The organism is Roseibium algae (assembly GCF_037783265.1).
Lineage (GTDB): Bacteria > Pseudomonadota > Alphaproteobacteria > Rhizobiales > Stappiaceae > Roseibium > Roseibium algae.
The window spans coordinates 175,352-193,205 of record NZ_JBAKIA010000009.1; the positions used below are offsets into that span (position 1 = coordinate 175,352).

Genomic DNA, 17,854 nt, shown 5'->3' on the forward strand with positions numbered 1-17,854 from the left:
GGGTATGTATGACAGCGTATCCGCCCGAATTATATTTGAACCAGCATTCCAACGGACCCAAAATGAGCGACGAAAACAAGACCCCTGCCGATCAGGAGCCTGAGCTTGCTGCAGACGCGGCATCTGAGGTAGATGCCGCCGCTGATCAAAACGAAGCGATAGCTCTCATAGAAGCTTTGCAGGCTGAAAACACAGAACTTAAGGATCGCGCACTGCGCACCTTGGCCGAAATGGAAAATCTGCGCCGTCGCACAGAGAAGGAAGTCAAGGACACCCGACAATTCGCAGTGTCAGGATTCGCCCGCGATGTTCTCTCAGTGTCTGATAACCTGCGCCGTGCTATGGAATCGCTTCCTGACGAGGCGCGCCAGAATGCTGATGCTGGCATTCTCGCCTTGATCGAAGGCGTGGAAATGACAGAGCGGGATCTGCTAAATCAGCTTGAAAAGAACGGCGTGAAAAAGCTTGAGCCTGCTGGCCAGAAGTTTGATCCGCATTTCCATCAGGCCATGTTTGAAGTGCCCAATACAGAAGTTGCGAACAACACTGTTGTTCAGGTGGTGCAGCCTGGTTACCAGATCGGCGACCGGGTTCTGCGCCCAGCGATGGTAGGCGTCTCCAAGGGTGGGCCTAAGGAAGTTCCGGTTGCGGCGGCTGCCAGTAGCGAAGCTGGTCAGACGGTCGACAAGAGCGCCTGATTCTCAGCTCTCTGAAGAATAAAGAGAAGCCGTTTTCCAGACACTGGAGAGCGGCTTTTTTTGAAAGTGGAGGAATATATGCTGCTGCAAGTCTTGGATTATCTGGGCGTTGCCGTGTTTGCTGTGGCCGGTAGCATCGTAGCCTCGCGTAAAGGACTTGATTTCATTGCTTTTTTGTTCTTTGCGACTTTGACAGGGATCGGAGGTGGTACGCTCCGTGATCTCATTCTCGGGGTCCCGGTGTTTTGGCTTAAGTCAGATGGCTATCTGGCCGTTTGCCTCTGCGTGAGCATAGTGATGTGGTTTGGGGCCAGTGTGGTCGAGGGCTTCGGCAAACCACTGCGCTGGGCCGATGCGGTCGGAATGGCGGCCTATTCTGTCATGGGGGCTGCAAAGGCCCTGAGTGTTGGCGAAACGGCCTCAGTGGCGGTGATCATGGGCGTTGCGACAGCAACGTTCGGCGGTATCCTGCGTGATGTGATCGCAAGAGAACCATCAGCGGTCATAAAGTCTGAGATCTATTTGGGAGCCGCTTTTGTTGGGGCTGGTGGCTATGTCGCCTTGCACGCCTTTGGCCTCGGCGGGTGGCTTGCTGCAACAGCCGCTGCATTTTTAGCGCTTGTTATACGTGGTGGAGCGATCGAATTTGGCTGGTCCATGCCAGGCTACAAAAAGTCCTGAATGCTTCTCTGAGGTCTTAGAAATCAATCTGAAGCAAAATTAAACGCAGGCCCGGTTATGCAGCTGTGCGTTTGCTGAGAGCTGGAAGAGATGTGTCTGCTTGGTTCTTCTCTTGAAGATGGCGTAGATGATTGGCTTCTTTGCGATTTTCGCGGGCTTCTTTCCGCCACTTCCCCTGTTTGGCCCATGCTCCAATTCCGCCGAGCACAATACCGACCCCAATGCACGCAAAGATGACCCAGAAAAGTGGAACATCCTGAATTGTTAGCCGAGGATCCTGAGGATCAAAAGGGTTCAGCGCAAGGGAGACGGTATGCCGGTTTGCCACCGACAGTGGCACCAGAATAATCGCAACAGCGATAAGGATCGCGTTTTTGATAAAGCGGGTCACATGTGTCTCCCAAGTTCTGTGTCGTCAGAATTGCGTGCAGCATACCCTAACAGCGTATATTTTTGGCTGCCCGACCGTTTAGAAATAACAACCGCGCTTCAATCTGTTAAGCCTAGAGCCATTCCAGCTTTTCAGGCTCACAATATGAGTGCTCTAGGCCTGAATTTCTCTATCTTATATAAACGTCGAGCAGTTTATCAGCCATTGTTGAAGTCAGTATAATTCAAAAATGACTGATTGTTGTCTAGTCGTCGCCGTGGTCCACACCATCGTTCAGGCGAACACGCATTTCCTTGCCGGTTTTGAAGAAAGGAACGAATTTTTCTTCGACTTCCACTTTTTGGCCGGTTCTCGGATTTCTTCCAATGCGGGCCGGGCGATTTTTTACTGAAAATGCCCCAAAGCCTCTCAGTTCAACCCGGTCTCCTCTCATAAGAGCTTCGGTAACTTCGTCTAATATTGCATTCACGATATTCTCCACATCCCTTTGGTAAAGATGTGGATTTTGCTCTGCAATATGTTGGACTAACTCCGACTTTATCATTTGTCGCCCCCTGGAACTGATGACTTTTCTTTCGTCGTTCCGGGAGCCTGCCAAACAGATTGGAGACCGTCAAGCGTAAAGGCGGGAGAAATCAGCCATTTAGCCGAGTCGAGCCTATCAAATAATGCATTTGCGACGCCAGCGCCTATACTTTGTGTCATTTTGACCGATATTGGCAGGCTTCCCTCGTTGTCCTGAATGGACCAATTTATGACAGGTAAGCCCGCCGGAACTGATTTTTCGGTTTCCAACCAAGCGACAGCTGCCTCTTCACCGCCAATGGCGTCAATCAAACCGTTTTGCTTTGCCGCATGACCTGAATAGACACTTCCGTCTGCCAGAGCTCGGGCTTTGGAGGGATCCATTTTCCGGCGATCTGCGACAAGATCCACAAACCAGTCATAGCTGTCGGTCACCAGCTTGTTCAGCATGGCTTTGACCTCTGGCGAGGCCTTGGAATAATTATTGGGCTCGGCTTTCAGCGGCGCGCTTTTCACAGCATCCATTTCAACGCCGATGGTCTCCATCAGCTTGGAAATGTTGCCAAACTGGAACAGGACGCCAATTGAGCCTGTGATTGAGTTGTATCTTGCGATGATATGGTCAGATGCCAGAGCGATCATGTAACCGGCAGACGCGCCAAGTGTACGGATTTCAGCAACGACCGGCTTTTTAGCAGCCAGTTTTCGCAGCGCTTCATAGAGCGCTTCTCCACCTGTCGTGCTGCCTCCTGGGGAATTGATAGAGACAATCACCCCTGCCACGGCATCACTCTCGCCCATTTTCTCGATCATCAGCAGTTGTTTTCGGTTTTCCATAATCACGCCGTCAATCGCTAGGCGTGCGATATGCGTACGGCGCTTTGATATTGAGCCATAGTCCGCAACAGCAATGATGCTGCCAATAATTGCCAGTGCAATGACCACAAACGCAAAAGCGCGCCAGAAAGTCACTTTTCGGCGCATTTTCCGTCTGTCCACCAACAGGTCTGCATCAATGCTCATGGTTTGCGGAACTCCTGAACGGCCTCGATTTGATCGTAGCCCTTTGTAAACAAAGGAGATGATCTTGGAAATACAATTGTTATCAAGGCTTGACGCAACCTTGTGTCGATGTTGCGGCAAGACCGATACGCATGCACCCACAACGGTTCCCCAAGAGGCTTTCTAACTGAAAAAAGGCTTCAGCCGATGGAAACGAGCGTGATCGCGAATGTCAGGTCTTTGCCTGCGAGCGGGTGATTGGCATCCAAGACAATGGTCTCTTCGCCGACTTCAATGATTGAAACGGTCATCAACTGGCCATCAGGTGCCTGAACTTGAAGTTGAGTGCCGATCTCGAGGGGGATATCATCGGGAAACTGATCGCGTGGAACCGGCTGTGTGGCATTTGGATCGACGGCACCATAGGCCTCATCCGCAGGTACGATGACAGTCTTTTCATCGCCAATTTTCATGCCAGGCAACGCTTTGTCCAAACCCGGAATGATCTGGCCTGTGCCGACACTGAAGGCGAGCGGGTCACGTCCTTCAGAGCTGTCAAACACAGATCCGTCAGAAAGAGTGCCTTTGTAGTGGATGGCAACGCTGTCGCCCGCTTTAACTTCGCTCATGTGTGGTTCTCCGTAATTTCTTTCATTCTGCATAATAACAAAAAAGCCCGGCGTTGCCGCCGGGCTTTTCCTGTTTGGCTGACGTATCAGCAAAACAATTCTTACTCTTCGTCTGTGCCAGCTTTGTTCATGGCAGCAGCGAGGATGTCGCCGAGAGAGGCACCAGAGTCTGAAGAGCCGTACTGAGCGACTGCTTCTTTTTCTTCGGAGATCTCAAGCGCCTTGATGGACGCTGTTACGCGACGGGTCTTCTTGTCGAACTGCGTGATGCGAGCATCGAACTTTTCACCAACTGCAAAACGCTCTGGACGCTGATCACCGCGTTCACGGGCCAGGTCAGCGCGGCGGATGAACGCTGTCAGGTCACTGTCTGCGATCTTGACATTAAGTCCACCGTCGGTGAGTTCGATCACTTCACAGGTCACAACTGAGTTCTTGCGGATTTCGCCAGCTGCGCCCGATTCCATCGGATCGCCACCAAGCTGCTTGATGCCGAGAGAGATACGCTCTTTGTCTACGTCCACATCAAGAACGATGGCCTTGACCATGTCGCCCTTTTTGTACTCTTCGATGACCTGTTCGCCCGGACGGTTCCAATCCAGATCGGACAGGTGAACCATGCCGTCAACATCGCCGTCGAGGCCGATGAACAGGCCGAATTCAGTCTTGTTCTTGACTTCGCCTTCAACTTCCGTGTTGGCCGGATACTGTTCAGCGAATGCATCCCAAGGATTCTGAAGGGTCTGCTTGAGGCCCAGGGAGATGCGGCGCTTGACCGGATCGACTTCCAGGATCATCACTTCAACTTCCTGAGAAGTTGCAACGATTTTGCCCGGATGAACGTTCTTCTTGGTCCAGGACATTTCTGAAACGTGGATCAGACCTTCGATGCCTGGTTCCAGTTCAACAAATGCGCCGTAATCAGTGATGTTGGTCACGCGGCCAGTGAACTTGGCATCGACCGGGTACTTGGCTTCGATGCCATCCCACGGATCAGTTTCAAGCTGCTTCATGCCGAGGCTAATGCGGTGCGTTTCCTGGTTCACACGGATGATCTGGACCTTGACGGTCTGACCGATTGTGAGAACTTCGGAAGGATGGTTGATGCGGCGCCACGCAATGTCGGTGACGTGCAGCAAGCCATCGATGCCGCCGAGGTCGACGAACGCACCGTAATCGGTGATGTTCTTGACGACGCCTTCGACTGTCTGACCTTCTTCGAGGCTCTGAACCAGTTCCGAACGCTGTTCGGCGCGGGTTTCTTCCAGAACAACACGGCGGGACACAACGATGTTGCCGCGACGCTTGTCCATTTTCAGGATCTGGAAAGGCTGCGGTGTGTGCATCAATGGTGTCACGTCGCGTACTGGACGAATGTCCACCTGCGAGCGCGGAAGGAAGGCAACTGCGCCATCCAGATCGACGGTGAAACCACCCTTGACCTGATTGAAGATCTGGCCGGTAACTTTTTCGTTTGCTTCGAAAGCAACTTCCAGGCGAACCCAGCTCTCTTCGCGGCGAGCCTTCTCGCGGGACAGAACAGCTTCACCGAGCGCGTTTTCAACGCGCTCAAGGTAAACTTCGACTTCGGTGCCGATAGCCATTTCGCCATCACGACCCTTGGCGCCGAATTCCTTCAGCGGCACGCGGCCTTCAACCTTGAGGCCAACGTCGATGACGGCCAGGTCTTTTTCGATTGCGACAACAATACCCTTAACGACCGCACCTTCGTACAGATCGGTATGGGTGAAAGACTCTTCGAGAAGAGCTGCAAAATCCTCGGTGGAGGGGTTCAGTTCAGACATTTAAACTCCTGGTGCCAATCCTGGCAGGCCGCCGGCGGGTTTGTGTTTCAATGTGGATCCCTTATCTCCCGGAACAGGCCTTTGGCTTGTTCTTCCGTTCCAATGGAACGGGCCGGCAGGGCGAGAAATAGTTGATCCTGTTTTTGAGCAAAGTTTGCGATCATCGCCAGCTTTGCCCATTCGTTCAGTCGTACGTATTGGGTCAAATGACCAAAACGTCCGAAAATTCATATGTGGTTACCTGGAAGCCCTTAAATCAAGCGCGTCCAACAGGCAATTCGAATTGGTTACGAAAACACAACTCACTTGACACGCTACCTAAAGAGTTCAAGTGCTTTGAACGCACTTTCGTCTCAAGTTGGCATCGTGTCGCGCGCCTTGGATATTATATCCACAGCTGCCTGAAACGCCGTTTCTATATCCATTTCTGTTGTATCAAGCAAGTGGGCATCTTCAGCTTGCTTCATTGGTGCGATTGTGCGCTGGCTGTCGCGTAAGTCCCGGCGCTTAAGATCTTCCAGCACGTCGGCAAATTCTGCCTCGATTCCTTTGGATCGCATTTCGTCTGTCCGGCGGTGCGCCCGAGCCTCTGAAGACGCTGTCACGAACAGTTTCACTTCCGCGTTCTGGCAAACAACCGTACCGATGTCGCGTCCATCAAGGACGGCGCCTGGGGGCTTGTTCGCGAACTCTCTTTGAAGCCGAACCAGCTCCTCCCGCAAACCACCCAGAACGGCAACACGAGAAGCCACTTCGCCGATTTCATGTGCGGATAGAAGGGACTTGTCCATATGGCCAAGATCCAGGTTGCGGGCAATCTCTATCGCGATGGCCTCATCACCCAATGGCATGCCTTTGGCAAGCAGAGCTGCGGCTACGGCGCGATACGTCAGTCCCGTGTCCAGATGGCGCAGTTCGAAATGCTCGGCAAGTCGACGCGATAGTGTTCCCTTGCCAGAAGCCGCCGGCCCGTCAATCGCAATGATCATGCTGCCTCACTTGCCGATTTCTGAATATCGGCACCAAGGCCGGAAAAGAGCGAGGTGAACGTTGGGAAGCTTGTGGCAATCACTGCACCATCGTCCGCAGTCACAGGATTGTGAGCGGCCATGCCCAGCACCATGAATGCCATGGCGATCCGGTGATCAAGGTGCGTTACAACTGTTCCGCCGCCGATCTGGTTGGCGCCACCCGTGACTGTCAGGCTATCTTCGCCTTCGACACAAGGAATGCCGTTGGCTTCCAATCCGCGTGCAACGGCTGCAAGGCGATCTGATTCTTTGACCCGCAGCTCATCAAGGCCCGGCATATGAGTGTCGCCTTGTGCAAAAGCAGCTGCCACAGCCAGAACCGGGTATTCGTCAATCATGGAAGGCGCACGTTTGGGTGGCACCGTAATGCCTTTAAGTTGGCTTGATTTGACTTTGATGTCGCCGAGTTCTTCGCCGCCGGAATTGCGCTTGTTGACAATCTGGATGTCGCCGCCCATTTCGATCAGAGTTTTGATCAGACCGGTGCGGTGTTCGTTGAGTAGGACATTTTCAATCGTGACGTCTGAACCTGGAACAATCAGGGCAGCTACGATCGGGAATGCGGCCGAAGAAGGATCCCCTGGGACTTCGACGTCCTGCGGCTTCAATTCGGGCTGGCCTTTGAGCTTGATGACACGCTCCCCAGCTTCATTGAGCGTGACAGAAATATCTGCACCAAATCCGGTCAACATTTTTTCCGTGTGGTCGCGTGTCGCAATCGGTTCAATGACAGTTGTGATGCCGGGCGCGTTCAGTCCAGCCAGCAGCACTGCAGATTTGACTTGAGCGGAGGGCATGGGAACACGGTATGTCAATGGCAGTGGTTGCTTGGCGCCGCGAATCGAAGCAGGCAAACGGTCGCCATTTCGGGCGACAACGCTAGTTCCCATGTCTCGGAGTGGGTCGAGGACCCGGCCCATCGGACGTCCGGACAAGGATGCATCCCCAACAAAAGTTGCTGCAATGTCATGGGTTCCGATAATGCCCATTGTCAGACGAACACCGGTTCCGGCGTTGCCAAAATCAATGACGTGGTCAGGTTCAAGCAAGCTGCCAAGGCCTATGCCGTCGACAACATAAAGTCCGTCTTCCTGCCGCTCTATCTTTGCCCCGACAGCGCGCATGGCGTCTGCTGTTGCCAGTACATCCTCTGATTCCAGCAGGCCGGAGACTGTGGTCCGGCCGACAGCCAGAGCGCCAAACATAAGCGACCTGTGAGATATCGACTTGTCGCCGGGTACGCGGATGGTCCCGGTCAGGGGGCCGGCAGAGCGGGTCGTAAGGGGGGCAGGTAGGGGACCATGGGACATGCAGCTGGTTTCCGGACGTTTTACTTAAACAAAAGTTGTTCTTGCTATCATGTGGATCGCCGTTCGTCATCTACCGGATGGCTTGAAATTTTGCTTGTCTCGTGCAGAACTTTCCATAGGGCACGAATTTTCATCGATTTGGCTTTGACAGGATGGCGCTTCCAAGGGTATGGGGCGCAACGAAACAAACGTAGATGAAGGGTTAGCACAGTGGCAAAACCTGAACTTGGCACAAAACGATTGTGCCCGAGTTGCGGCGCGAAATATTTTGATCTGAACCGCGATCCGATCACTTGCCCGAAATGTAACACGGTCTTTGAGGCCGTTGTGACAGCTCGTGCGGCGAAGGCTGCAAAAGCAAAGGCGGCCGAGGAGGACGATGACGACGACGAAGAAGACGACATTGTAGCCAGCCCGGATACCGTATCTCTTGAAGAGGCCGACGCGGAAGCTGAAGGCGTGGACGTCGACGTACCTGATCTAGATGATGACGATGACGACGATGAAGCTACAGGCGATGTTTTCATCGAGGATGACGACGATGAAGACGATGCTGTTCCTGGAATTCGCGTTGAGGTCGATGACGATCTAGATCGCTAAGCATCTGGTTTTGAATGCTTAAAATGCATTTAATCTTATCCACAGAGGGAATTGAAATTCATTCGATTTTCCTCTTGATCGATTGGAGCGGCGCGACTATGTTGCGCCCTCAATGAGGTCGGGTCCCAACCCGGCTTATGAAGATTGGGGCCATAGCTCAGCTGGGAGAGCGCTTCGCTGGCAGCGAAGAGGTCAGCGGTTCGATCCCGCTTGGCTCCACCATTCCCCTTACCTGTTTAAATTGCGATTAAAACGGCTTGAGTGGCAGTGCATCTCGCTACAGGCTCTCCTGCTTTTCTGGTCTGTTAGGGTAAGGTAGGGCTATTCTGTTATGTGATTTGCCTTGGCGGTTGATTTTTGAGCGTTAGGAATGAAGCGCATTGATTATCTCGCTCGCGGGCCTTTTTCTTTTGTCTTTTCTGGCTGCCACCTTGTTGCCTGCTCAATCGGAGCTGGTTCTTGCTGGGTTGATTACGGCTGAGGCCGCCCCCGTATGGCTGCTTATCTGTGTGGCCAGTGTTGCGAATACCCTTGGTTCGGCGGTTAATTGGTTGTTGGGGCGTGGCGTTACGAGTTTCTCTGATCGTCCCTGGTATCCGGTCAAGCCGGAAAAGCTTGCAAAAGCCTGCGGATGGTACCAGCGATATGGAAAATGGAGCCTGTTGCTCAGCTGGGCGCCGTTCATTGGAGATCCGTTGACGTTGGTCGCGGGCATCTTGAAAGAGCCATTTCTTCCGTTTCTGGTTCTGGTGTCGATTGCCAAAACGGGACGGTACCTGATCGTGGCGGCTGTTATGCTTGAATTCCTGTAGCGAAAAATCTTCCTTGCGAGTGAGGTGTCTCAATAAAAAGCCCGGGCTGTTGACCCGGGCTTTCGTGTGTTTATGGCTGCAAGGTCGTCAGGTGGCTGGGCTATGCAGGCGCGACTGTACGATCGCACTGCCTTTCAGGCCGGACAAGGTTTTGGCTCCGGCCAAGGCTGCCAGATCCGCAAGTGGCTCAATCGCGACGACCAGCATGTAGGCCGCCCCGAAGGAGGCGATTGAGGACAGGTTTGCCGCTTCAAAACCCTGGCCATAGAGCGCCCAGAAGCCAACCCAGCCTACAACGCCGCCTTGATAAGCGACCGAAAGAGCCAAGGCTTGTGAGTATTTCACATCGACATAGGCCGTATTCGCTGGAATGATTTTCTTTGCTAGCAGGCCCATGGCAAACAGTGGCACGAGCAGCGTCGTGACGTTCATGCCGTATTGCGGTAGATCAAAAGGCGCAAAAAACACTCCTTGAAGCAGCAATCCGGCCGCAAGACCAACAGCTGCAGGACCCGCGCCAAATATCAAAAACAATGTCGTTCCGAGGATTAGGTGAACTTCAGAAACGCCAACTGGATAATGCGGCAAAATTTCAAAGAAGCTATAAACCAGTATGGTCGCGAGGAAGGACCGGCTGATAAGGCCTGTAAATCCGCAGTCGCGAAGTTCGCCTGCTGCCGTTTTCGCAGTGAAGCCAATGGATGCGATCGCTGTCGCATAGCTTAGAGTGAGTTTGGCACCATCAACGATGCCCGGTTCAATATGCATGTTTTTCTCCTGTCCACACCCGCCGTGTGGGAGGTTTAAGGAGGCTCCTTATTTCGGAACCGGTTGAGCGGTGGCAGGTCTCCTGGCTCGCGGTTCATCGCCTTTCCCGCCTTCCCGGGCACTCTTGGTGCACCAGTGGCTTTCGGGGTAGGCTCGCCGCTTACAGTTGCGGGGGCAGCCACGGTCTTGGTCCCTTTTGGGTACGCCTCACCGTGTTCCCTTTTAATCCGCCGCACCGTTTGATTGGCGGAACCATCCCGCACATTGTCAGGGACAATGGCTGTGCAATGCAAGGCCTCTCCCAAACGGAAATGCTGTTTCCTCAGTGATATGAGGATGAGTAGGCGAAGCTATCAAACGGGCGAGTCAAACGGCATTCCGGCATCCTGTATTTGTCATCAAGGGTTCATATGAACGATGTGAGAGCTTCATCCACGCATTCTAGGATTGCACTTGAATGTCTGAAACGACGCTGACTGAGGCGTATGGGCAGAAAGTACTGAGAAAATAAATATTGTTTTCCATGAACTTAAAGAACCTGCCCACAGCGTAACGCTCGTTCGGAGATTTAAATACCTTGCGCAGCCTTCCATGTTCGTTTGGAGTGTCGTTTAATGTTCATATGAACGACACAGAGCGTTCATATGAAAACAATACGAAGCGCAGGCAATATCAATGGACCGTTGAGCAAGCCATTTCGGCGGTCTGGATTTTTAACTGCTGACAGGGGCGTAAGCCTCGCTTGATGGGAGCAAACAAAATGGCTTACCGTAAAACCGTTGCCAGCCTCGTGGCTGCAGCCGCATTGCTCGGTACTTCTTCTGTTTCTTATGCTGCGACTGACATCACTTGGTGGCACGCAATGGGCGGACGCCTCGGCGAAGTCGTCAACGAAATCTCCACTGGCTACAATGCGTCCCAGGATGCATGTAATCTGACCCCTGTTTACAAGGGCGGATACGAAGACACGTTGACAGCCGGTATCGCGTCCTTCCGTGCAGGTGAACAGCCGAACATCCTGCAGGTTTTTGATGCTGGCTCAGCCACCATCATCGGTGCCAAGGGTGCGGTCATTCCTGTTCAGGATCTGCTCAGCGATAACGGCGTAGATTTCAACATCGAAGACTACATTGCTGGTGTTCGTTATTTCTACGCTGACAGCGATGGCAAAATGATCGGCATGCCGTTCAATTCGTCTGCGCCTATTCTTTACATCAACGACGAAGCCATGAAAAAGGCTGGTGTTGAAGCTCCGAAGACCTACGAAGAATTCGAAGCAATCGCGCCTAAGCTGAAAGAGGCAGGCTATGTGCCGCTCGTTCAGTCTCACCTGCCTTGGGAATTTGTCGAAAACTTCAAGTCCCGTCATAACTTGCAGTTCGCAACCAACAACAACGGTTACGATGGCGCCAAGGGCACTGAGCTTGTTTTCGGTGAGCCGATCAAGAACCACTTCAAGGCTGTCAAAGGCTGGCTGGACGATGGTCTGTTCGGTTACTATGGCACAGGCTGGGGCGACAACCAGACACCCTTCAACGAAGGCAAAGTTGCTCTTTGGATCGGCTCTTCAGGGTCGTTCGGCGGAATTGCAAAGACTGTCGAATTCCCGTTCTCCGCAACATTCCTGCCTTATTGGGATGCTGTTGAAGGAGCCAACACGGCGTCTTTCATCGGTGGGGCAGCCCTCTTTGCCATGTCCGGCAAGCCTGCTGAAGAGAACAAGTGTGTTGCTTCTTTCTTCCAGTATCTGACGTCTCCTGAAGTTCAGTACATGTGGCACAAGGAAACCGGCTATGTGCCGATCACCAACGCTGCATACGAACTGGCCAAGAAAGACGGTCACTACGACCGTACACCTGCTGCCGAAGTCGGCATCCAGCAGCTTTCTTTGCCAACGGGTGAATGGACCAAGGGCTACCGTATGGGCTTCTACGTTCAGATCCGTGACGTGATGAACCGTGAACTGGGCAAGGTCATGTCCGGTGAAACGACTGTTGATGCTGCTTTCGATACTATTAAAGCTGATGGCGACAAGCTGCTCGCCCGTTTTGCCAAGACAACTGGGAACTAAGTCCCGGGCCTAAAAGAAACGATGGGGGCGCACTTGCGCCCCCATTTCCATGAGGCTGGCGGGCAGTTTGGTCAAGATGACCATGGCCCGCCGCATCTGTTCCCGGTGAAGCGATGAAAAAAGTTCAATTCAAATCCCGCTACGTTCCGTATCTCTTGCTGTTTCCACAGCTCGGGATCGTCACGGTCTTCTTTCTTTGGCCTGCTGCTGAAGCTGTACGCTCTTCTTTTTATCTGGAAGATCCGTTTGGCTTCGGGTCCACATTCGTGGGGTTCGACAATTTCATCGATACGGTCACCTCTACCGATTACGCAAGGGTTGCCTGGTTCACTGCAGCTTTCACGGTTCTTGTGACGTTCCTCTCGCTTGGCATAGCGCTGCTGTTAGCGGTCAAAGCTGACAAGGTTCTGCATGCCTCATCCACCTATAAGACGCTGCTGATGTGGGTCTATGCCGTGGCTCCCCCAGTCGCTGGCCTGATCGGTATTTTGCTGTTTGATCAGCATGTGGGGCCTATCGTGGATCTTTTCGCCATGTTTGGTTGGAATATGCAGGTTGGTGTCAGCTACTATGATACGGCCTTTGCGATGATCACTGTCGCGGTCTGGAAGCAAATTCCAGTCAATTTCATCTTTTTCCTGTCAGGCCTTCAAGGCATTTCAAAATCAGTGCAGGAGGCTGCCAGCATCGATTGCAGGTCTGGTTTCCGCCGCTTCTGGACGGTGACCTTTCCATTGCTCGCTCCGACGGGTTTCTTCCTGCTGATTATCAACATCACCTATGCCTTCTTTGATACGTTCGGCATCATTGATGTGATCCTCAAGGGCGAGCCAGGCAACAATCCGGTGACCCTTGTCTACAAGGTCTACCTGGATGGGTTCCGGGGCAACGATCTTGGTGGGTCCTCTGCGCAGTCAGTTATTCTGATGGCGCTGGTCTTCATCCTGACTGTCATTCAGTTCCGCCTCATTGAGCGGCGCGTACACTACACGTGATTTGGGGAGAAATCGGATGAAAAAGGTAAAACTAACGGATCATCTTGTTCTGCTCACAGGCGTGTTCTTCATGGTGACGCCGGTGATCCTGGCATTCATTACATCGACCCACGATGCTGTGACGATTTATCGGCAGGGGCTCCAGTTCACTTTTGGTGATCAGGGCCTTGATGCTTATGAAACTGTCTTGTTTCGCGCCGGCGGCTTCACCAAGGAAGTCAACGGCCTGGTGATGCTGAAGAACTCACTGATCCTGGGTTTAGGCTTCGCCATCGGCAAGATCGTTGTGTCGATGCTTGCTGCCTATGCGATCGTTTATTTCCGCTTTCCAATGGCAACGCTGTGCTTCTGGGTGATCTTCACTACGCTGCTGCTGCCTTTGGAAGTGCGTATCCTGCCGTCGTACGAAATTGTTCAGAAGCTGGGGATGGTGAACACCTATTCTGGCCTGATCATCCCGTTGATTGCCTCGGCGACCGGGACGTTCTTCTTCCGGCAGTTTTTCATGTCGATACCTGATGAATTGACAGAAGCCGCGCGGATTGATGGCGCGGGCCCCTGGAAGTTCTTCATCGACATTCTGGTGCCGCTGTCCAAGACCATGATGGCAGCGATCTTCATCATCATGTTTGTTTACGGTTGGAACCAGTATCTCTGGCCCACCTTGATCACGACAGATGAGAGCTTCTTTACTCTGGTGCGTGGCATAAAGCAGATCCTGCAAGTCTGGGTCGGTGCCCAGATCCCCGACTACGATCAGATCATGGCTATGGCGATCCTTGCCATGCTGCCTCCGGTCATCATCGTGGTTATCTTTCAAAGCTGGTTTGTCAAAGGGCTCGTCGAGAGCGACAAGTGAGGAATTAAATGTCTACTATTACTCTCGATACGATCCGCAAGGTCTACAGCGGCAATGTCGAAGCGGTTAAAGGCGTATCCATCGATATTGCTGACGGTGAATTCATTGTTCTGGTCGGTCCGTCGGGCTGCGGCAAGTCCACGCTTCTGCGGATGATTGCCGGTCTTGAAGATGTCACAACGGGCGAGATCAGAATTGGTGACCGTCTAATCAATGATGTTGATCCTGCGGACCGCGATATTGCCATGGTGTTCCAGAACTATGCGCTTTATCCGCATATGTCGGTCTACAACAACCTTGCGTACGGCCTGAAAAATCGGGGCATGGACAAGGCCGAGATTGACCGTCGGGTGAAGGAAGCTGCGCGGATCCTTGAGATCGGTGATTATCTTGACCGCAAGCCACGCGCCTTGTCCGGCGGGCAGCGCCAGCGTGTTGCTATGGGACGCGCTATCGTGCGCGAACCTGCTGCCTTTCTGTTTGATGAGCCTTTGTCCAATCTTGATGCCAAGCTGCGCGTGCAAATGCGCGTGGAGATCAAGCGTTTGCAGAAAGCCCTGAAGACGACCAGCGTTTATGTGACGCATGATCAGCTTGAAGCCATGACCTTGGCAGACAGACTTGTGGTTCTCAACGGTGGCAATATAGAGCAGATCGGGGCCCCGATTGAGGTTTACGACAATCCAGCGTCGACCTTTGTAGCCAGCTTTATTGGCTCGCCTGCCATGAACTTGGTGGACGTCAAGGTTGACGGTGGCCAGCTTGCGTTGACCAACGGTGAGGGTCTCTCGGGACCAAATGTTCATGGCGAGGTGGCCTACAAGATCGGTGTCCGGCCAGAGCATCTGAGCGTTGTTGACAGCAAGGGAGATGGTTCAACAGGGCTTGATCTTGAAATCAAGGTCAACGTGCTGGAGCCAGTGGGCGCGGAAAGTTACATCTATGGTGAGTTTGTCGGCGGTGGTCCGGAAATTCTGATCCGCGTTGAAAGCCATTCCAAATATGAAGCAGATGAGATTCTGTTTCTGCGCGCGGAGCCGGAAAACATTCACTACTTCAATGCCGAGACAGGTCGTCGTATCGATGGCTGATTGAACTGGAAGGAGGCTCTACGAGGGTGTCGCCTTCCAACTAAAAGCCGCTTCGGGAGACCGGGGCGGCTTTTCTTTTGTTAACGTCAAAACCAGTTTAGTTTTGTCTGGTTTCTCTTAGGCAGGCCAGTCGCCTCTGGACAACGGTCCAAATCTACCGCACCTTCTATTCCATCGATTGAGCCGGAATTGCTATATTGCCAGAGTGCATATTCTGTCCAGGGCTCCGGAATCGTCGGGGCTTGGTTGTCGGTGTAATCTGCCAACCATAACGGATATTCCGTAAAATCCGGATTCCTGATTGATGACCAGAACCCTGGCGAGGCGTAAATCATCGGTTTGACCCCAAGTTGCCTTTCAAGCAGTTGAAGCAATTGGGCAAGCGCATAAGAATAGGTCGCTGGACTACAACCGTCCAATTCCTCGCAATCGATCGCGGGCAGCATGTCTGTATTCGCATCATAGCTCACAGAATTGAGGCAATTGGTAAGTAAATCGGCCTGTTGGATGAAACTGTCAGTTGGCATGAAGTAGTGGTAGGCACCCCGCTGCAAGCCGCTGGTTTTTGCGCCGTTCCAATTGGTTGCGAACATGGGATCCACGTAACTGGATCCTTGCGAGGCCTTGATCATCGCATAGACAATGCCGCCCTCAGCGACTTGAGCCCAGTTGATGTCTCCCTGGTAATGCGAGACATCAATTCCATTTGGGTTGGCCGGCTCCATCTGCTGCTTCTCCTCTTGACTGAATGTCTTGAGGACGTTGATGCAGCGTGTTTGTGAATTAGCTGATCAGCTTTTTAAGCCGGATCATTGCTATAATGCCGAAGACAGGGCCAAGCGCCATGATGATGAAGACTGCTGGCCAGCCGATCGCCAGCGCCAGTACGGGTGTGGCTTGCACCGTCACGAAGGTAAGTGCAAAGCCAAGTGCAGTCTGGAAGGTCATCAGGCTCCCGGCTTTTTCTGCCGGTGAGTGATCCGCGACTAGTGCTGAAAACTGCGCTGAATCCGGTAATATGGATGCGCCCCAAACAAGCACGCAAATGATCGTTAGCCATGGTGGGCCGCCAAACGTGAATGCAGTCGCAACAGCAGCGCTACCGCTGACGACAAGAGCTGTTATCGCGATGGTCTCTTTACCCAACCGGTCTGCAAACACACCGCCGATGATGCAGGCGACACCGCCAGCTGCAATGGCACCAAACGCCAGAAGCCTGCCAAGTGCGATGGCATCGTTGTTTGCCATGGACGCGCGGAAGGAAACGGTCGCAGCCAGGCCGATCCAGGCCCACATTGAATACAGTTCCCACATGTGTGCGAGATATCCAGCATAGGCGAGCCGTACTTTGCGATTGGTCCAGGCAATTGAAATGGTTCGAATGTCAAAACGTCCAGCAGTGCCATGAAAGGGGCCCAAGGACGTGATGAGACACAAAAGCCCACCGATAACTGCCGCTATTGAGGCAACCAAAACGCTCCAGCGCCAATCTGCTCCTCCTGCCAATGCCAACAGGTGAGGGGCTGCTGACCCGAACGTCAGCGCACCAACCAGGGTTCCAACCAGGAGGCCTCGGTCCTTTTGCCCCCAACTAACGGCGATTTTCAGGCCAACAGGATAGACACCGGCGAGCAATGCTCCAGTGATGAACCTGGCCAGGATCGCCAAATTTCCGCCGGGTACTGAAAAGAGCAGCGATGCGTTTGCCAAGGCTGCTGCAACAGCACAGAGCGCAAACAAGCGCCTTGGATCCATTCGGTCAGACAGCCCGAAAAACGCCGAATAGAGTGCACCAAGAACAAAACCGGCTTGAACGGCGCTGGAAAGGGCTGCCTGGCGAAAATCGGAAATTACGGTCTCAGCTTCCATATCTGGAAGGATGGCTGCGGACATGAACCAGAGGCTCATTCCGGCAATTTCGGCAAGCATGAGGATGAGAAGAGATCGGAGCTTGGCCGATTTCGAGGATAAGCCAGGCAATAAAAGGGTCATGATTGAGGGATAGCCAGTCCCAGTTGGGTCTGCAGCTTGCGGGTTAGCTTCCTGGCGACCAGTCGATGTGCAGCGTTGATATAGGCCTTCAAGTCGTCTTCGTGCATTGCTTTGGTATTTTCCACCTGAACCCATTTCGCTCGGGCGAGATAGGGTGCCGGGACAATTCCGTCTTGCTGGGTGAGAAGGGAATAGGACATGTCAGAGCATTTGAAGCTGAACTTTGCGTGGTTGCCTTCGCCCCAGACGGAGCAGATTGCGAAGATTTTGCCTCCGACTTTCCAGACAGATGCATTGCCCCATTGGATTACATTGGTGGTCGCCGTCAAAGCGGCGCAGTGGGCATTGAAATCATCGCGCGTCACTGAAAATATCCGAGTTGAAAAGATGGGCAGGGGCTCACCATTTTGAGCGTGCTGCAAATCATATGGAAAACACTTAAAGTCAATCAAACGTGTCGTATATCTTGCCCCATGTCTGTCAAGCCAGTCAAAGATATAGGATAGAGCGCAGTCTTTCTCTGTTGGGCGGTAACCATAGACTGATAGCCTGTGGTCTTTCGACAGGTGTTCCTTGAAAGATCCGTCGTCAAGC

Annotated in this window: 19 protein-coding genes, 1 tRNA gene and 1 riboswitch; of the genes, 9 read left to right on the forward strand and 11 right to left on the reverse strand. The window is 52.9% G+C overall.

Annotated elements, in window-relative coordinates:
- Positions 1-62: 62 nt before the first annotated feature.
- Both grpE and V6575_RS14025 read left to right on the forward strand, forming a co-directional pair.
- The gene (grpE, locus tag V6575_RS14020) at positions 63-698 is read left to right on the forward strand and encodes a nucleotide exchange factor GrpE (RefSeq protein ID WP_340275159.1); all 636 of its coding nucleotides are present in this window, start codon (positions 63-65) and stop codon (positions 696-698) included.
- Positions 699-776: 78 nt separating this feature from the next.
- Positions 777-1,379 carry a trimeric intracellular cation channel family protein gene (locus V6575_RS14025; protein WP_340275160.1) on the forward strand — a complete coding sequence of 201 codons (603 nt, stop codon included), beginning with the start codon at positions 777-779 and terminating at the stop codon, positions 1,377-1,379.
- 55 nt (positions 1,380-1,434) lie between these two features.
- Here the strand turns inward: V6575_RS14025 and V6575_RS14030 are convergent, their stop codons facing one another.
- From V6575_RS14030 to aroA, 7 genes are all read right to left on the reverse strand, one after another.
- The gene (locus V6575_RS14030; protein WP_340275162.1) at positions 1,435-1,770 is read right to left on the reverse strand and encodes a lipopolysaccharide assembly protein LapA domain-containing protein; all 336 of its coding nucleotides are present in this window, start codon (positions 1,768-1,770) and stop codon (positions 1,435-1,437) included.
- Between the two features lie 244 nt (positions 1,771-2,014).
- Positions 2,015-2,314, reverse strand: coding sequence for an integration host factor subunit beta (locus tag V6575_RS14035; RefSeq protein ID WP_340275164.1), 300 nt, complete (start codon positions 2,312-2,314; stop codon positions 2,015-2,017).
- Positions 2,311-3,318: a signal peptide peptidase SppA gene (gene sppA, locus V6575_RS14040; protein WP_340275166.1), complete on the reverse strand. Its 1,008-nt coding sequence runs from the start codon at positions 3,316-3,318 to the stop codon at positions 2,311-2,313. The genes V6575_RS14035 and sppA overlap by 4 nt, the downstream gene beginning before the upstream one ends.
- Positions 3,319-3,497: 179 nt before the next feature.
- A complete protein-coding gene (locus V6575_RS14045) occupies positions 3,498-3,926 on the reverse strand; it encodes an FKBP-type peptidyl-prolyl cis-trans isomerase (RefSeq protein ID WP_340275168.1) in 429 nt (142 codons plus the stop codon).
- A gap of 101 nt (positions 3,927-4,027) precedes the next feature.
- A complete protein-coding gene (gene rpsA, locus V6575_RS14050; RefSeq protein WP_340275170.1) occupies positions 4,028-5,731 on the reverse strand; it encodes a 30S ribosomal protein S1 in 1,704 nt (567 codons plus the stop codon).
- A gap of 353 nt (positions 5,732-6,084) precedes the next feature.
- Positions 6,085-6,720, reverse strand: coding sequence for a (d)CMP kinase (gene cmk / locus V6575_RS14055; RefSeq protein ID WP_340275172.1), 636 nt, complete (start codon positions 6,718-6,720; stop codon positions 6,085-6,087).
- Positions 6,717-8,072: a 3-phosphoshikimate 1-carboxyvinyltransferase gene (gene aroA, locus V6575_RS14060; protein ID WP_340275174.1), complete on the reverse strand. Its 1,356-nt coding sequence runs from the start codon at positions 8,070-8,072 to the stop codon at positions 6,717-6,719. The genes cmk and aroA overlap by 4 nt, the downstream gene beginning before the upstream one ends.
- A 210-nt stretch (positions 8,073-8,282) precedes the next feature.
- Here aroA and V6575_RS14065 point away from each other — a divergent pair, with 210 nt between their 5' ends.
- The 3 genes from V6575_RS14065 to V6575_RS14075 all read left to right on the forward strand — a co-directional run bounded on the left by V6575_RS14065 (position 8,283) and on the right by V6575_RS14075 (position 9,484).
- Positions 8,283-8,672 carry a TIGR02300 family protein gene (locus V6575_RS14065; RefSeq protein WP_340275175.1) on the forward strand — a complete coding sequence of 130 codons (390 nt, stop codon included), beginning with the start codon at positions 8,283-8,285 and terminating at the stop codon, positions 8,670-8,672.
- 146 nt (positions 8,673-8,818) lie between these two features.
- A tRNA-Ala gene (locus tag V6575_RS14070) sits at positions 8,819-8,894 on the forward strand.
- Positions 8,895-9,052: 158 nt separating this feature from the next.
- On the forward strand, positions 9,053-9,484 hold the full coding sequence (locus V6575_RS14075) for a YqaA family protein (protein ID WP_340275176.1): 432 nt from the start codon (positions 9,053-9,055) through the stop codon (positions 9,482-9,484).
- A gap of 87 nt (positions 9,485-9,571) precedes the next feature.
- Here the strand turns inward: V6575_RS14075 and V6575_RS14080 are convergent, their stop codons facing one another.
- Positions 9,572-10,252, reverse strand: a complete 681-nt coding sequence (locus tag V6575_RS14080) for an energy-coupling factor ABC transporter permease (protein WP_340275178.1) — start codon at positions 10,250-10,252, stop codon at positions 9,572-9,574.
- A 55-nt stretch (positions 10,253-10,307) separates the two neighbouring features.
- A riboswitch (cobalamin riboswitch) is annotated at positions 10,308-10,524 on the reverse strand.
- A gap of 488 nt (positions 10,525-11,012) precedes the next feature.
- On the opposite strand from V6575_RS14080, the gene V6575_RS14085 reads away from it, so the two are divergent.
- The 4 genes from V6575_RS14085 to V6575_RS14100 all read left to right on the forward strand — a co-directional run bounded on the left by V6575_RS14085 (position 11,013) and on the right by V6575_RS14100 (position 15,268).
- Complete coding sequence (locus tag V6575_RS14085; RefSeq protein WP_340275180.1) at positions 11,013-12,323, forward strand: extracellular solute-binding protein; 1,311 nt, start codon at positions 11,013-11,015, stop codon at positions 12,321-12,323.
- Positions 12,324-12,436: 113 nt separating this feature from the next.
- Positions 12,437-13,318, forward strand: a complete 882-nt coding sequence (locus V6575_RS14090; RefSeq protein ID WP_340275182.1) for an ABC transporter permease subunit — start codon at positions 12,437-12,439, stop codon at positions 13,316-13,318.
- 16 nt (positions 13,319-13,334) lie between these two features.
- A complete protein-coding gene (ugpE, locus tag V6575_RS14095) occupies positions 13,335-14,177 on the forward strand; it encodes a sn-glycerol-3-phosphate ABC transporter permease UgpE (protein WP_340275185.1) in 843 nt (280 codons plus the stop codon).
- Between the two features lie 8 nt (positions 14,178-14,185).
- On the forward strand, positions 14,186-15,268 hold the full coding sequence (locus V6575_RS14100) for a sn-glycerol-3-phosphate import ATP-binding protein UgpC (protein ID WP_340275187.1): 1,083 nt from the start codon (positions 14,186-14,188) through the stop codon (positions 15,266-15,268).
- A gap of 86 nt (positions 15,269-15,354) precedes the next feature.
- Here the strand turns inward: V6575_RS14100 and V6575_RS14105 are convergent, their stop codons facing one another.
- The 3 genes from V6575_RS14105 to V6575_RS14115 are packed head-to-tail and all read right to left on the reverse strand — an operon-like array spanning position 15,355 to position 17,625.
- Positions 15,355-15,993 carry a glycoside hydrolase family 25 protein gene (locus tag V6575_RS14105; protein WP_340275188.1) on the reverse strand — a complete coding sequence of 213 codons (639 nt, stop codon included), beginning with the start codon at positions 15,991-15,993 and terminating at the stop codon, positions 15,355-15,357.
- A gap of 58 nt (positions 15,994-16,051) precedes the next feature.
- Entirely contained in the window at positions 16,052-17,260 is a 1,209-nt protein-coding gene (locus V6575_RS14110) for an MFS transporter (protein WP_340275190.1), read from the reverse strand.
- Positions 17,257-17,625: an MmcQ/YjbR family DNA-binding protein gene (locus tag V6575_RS14115; protein ID WP_340275191.1), complete on the reverse strand. Its 369-nt coding sequence runs from the start codon at positions 17,623-17,625 to the stop codon at positions 17,257-17,259. The genes V6575_RS14110 and V6575_RS14115 overlap by 4 nt, the downstream gene beginning before the upstream one ends.
- Positions 17,626-17,854: the final 229 nt, after the last annotated feature.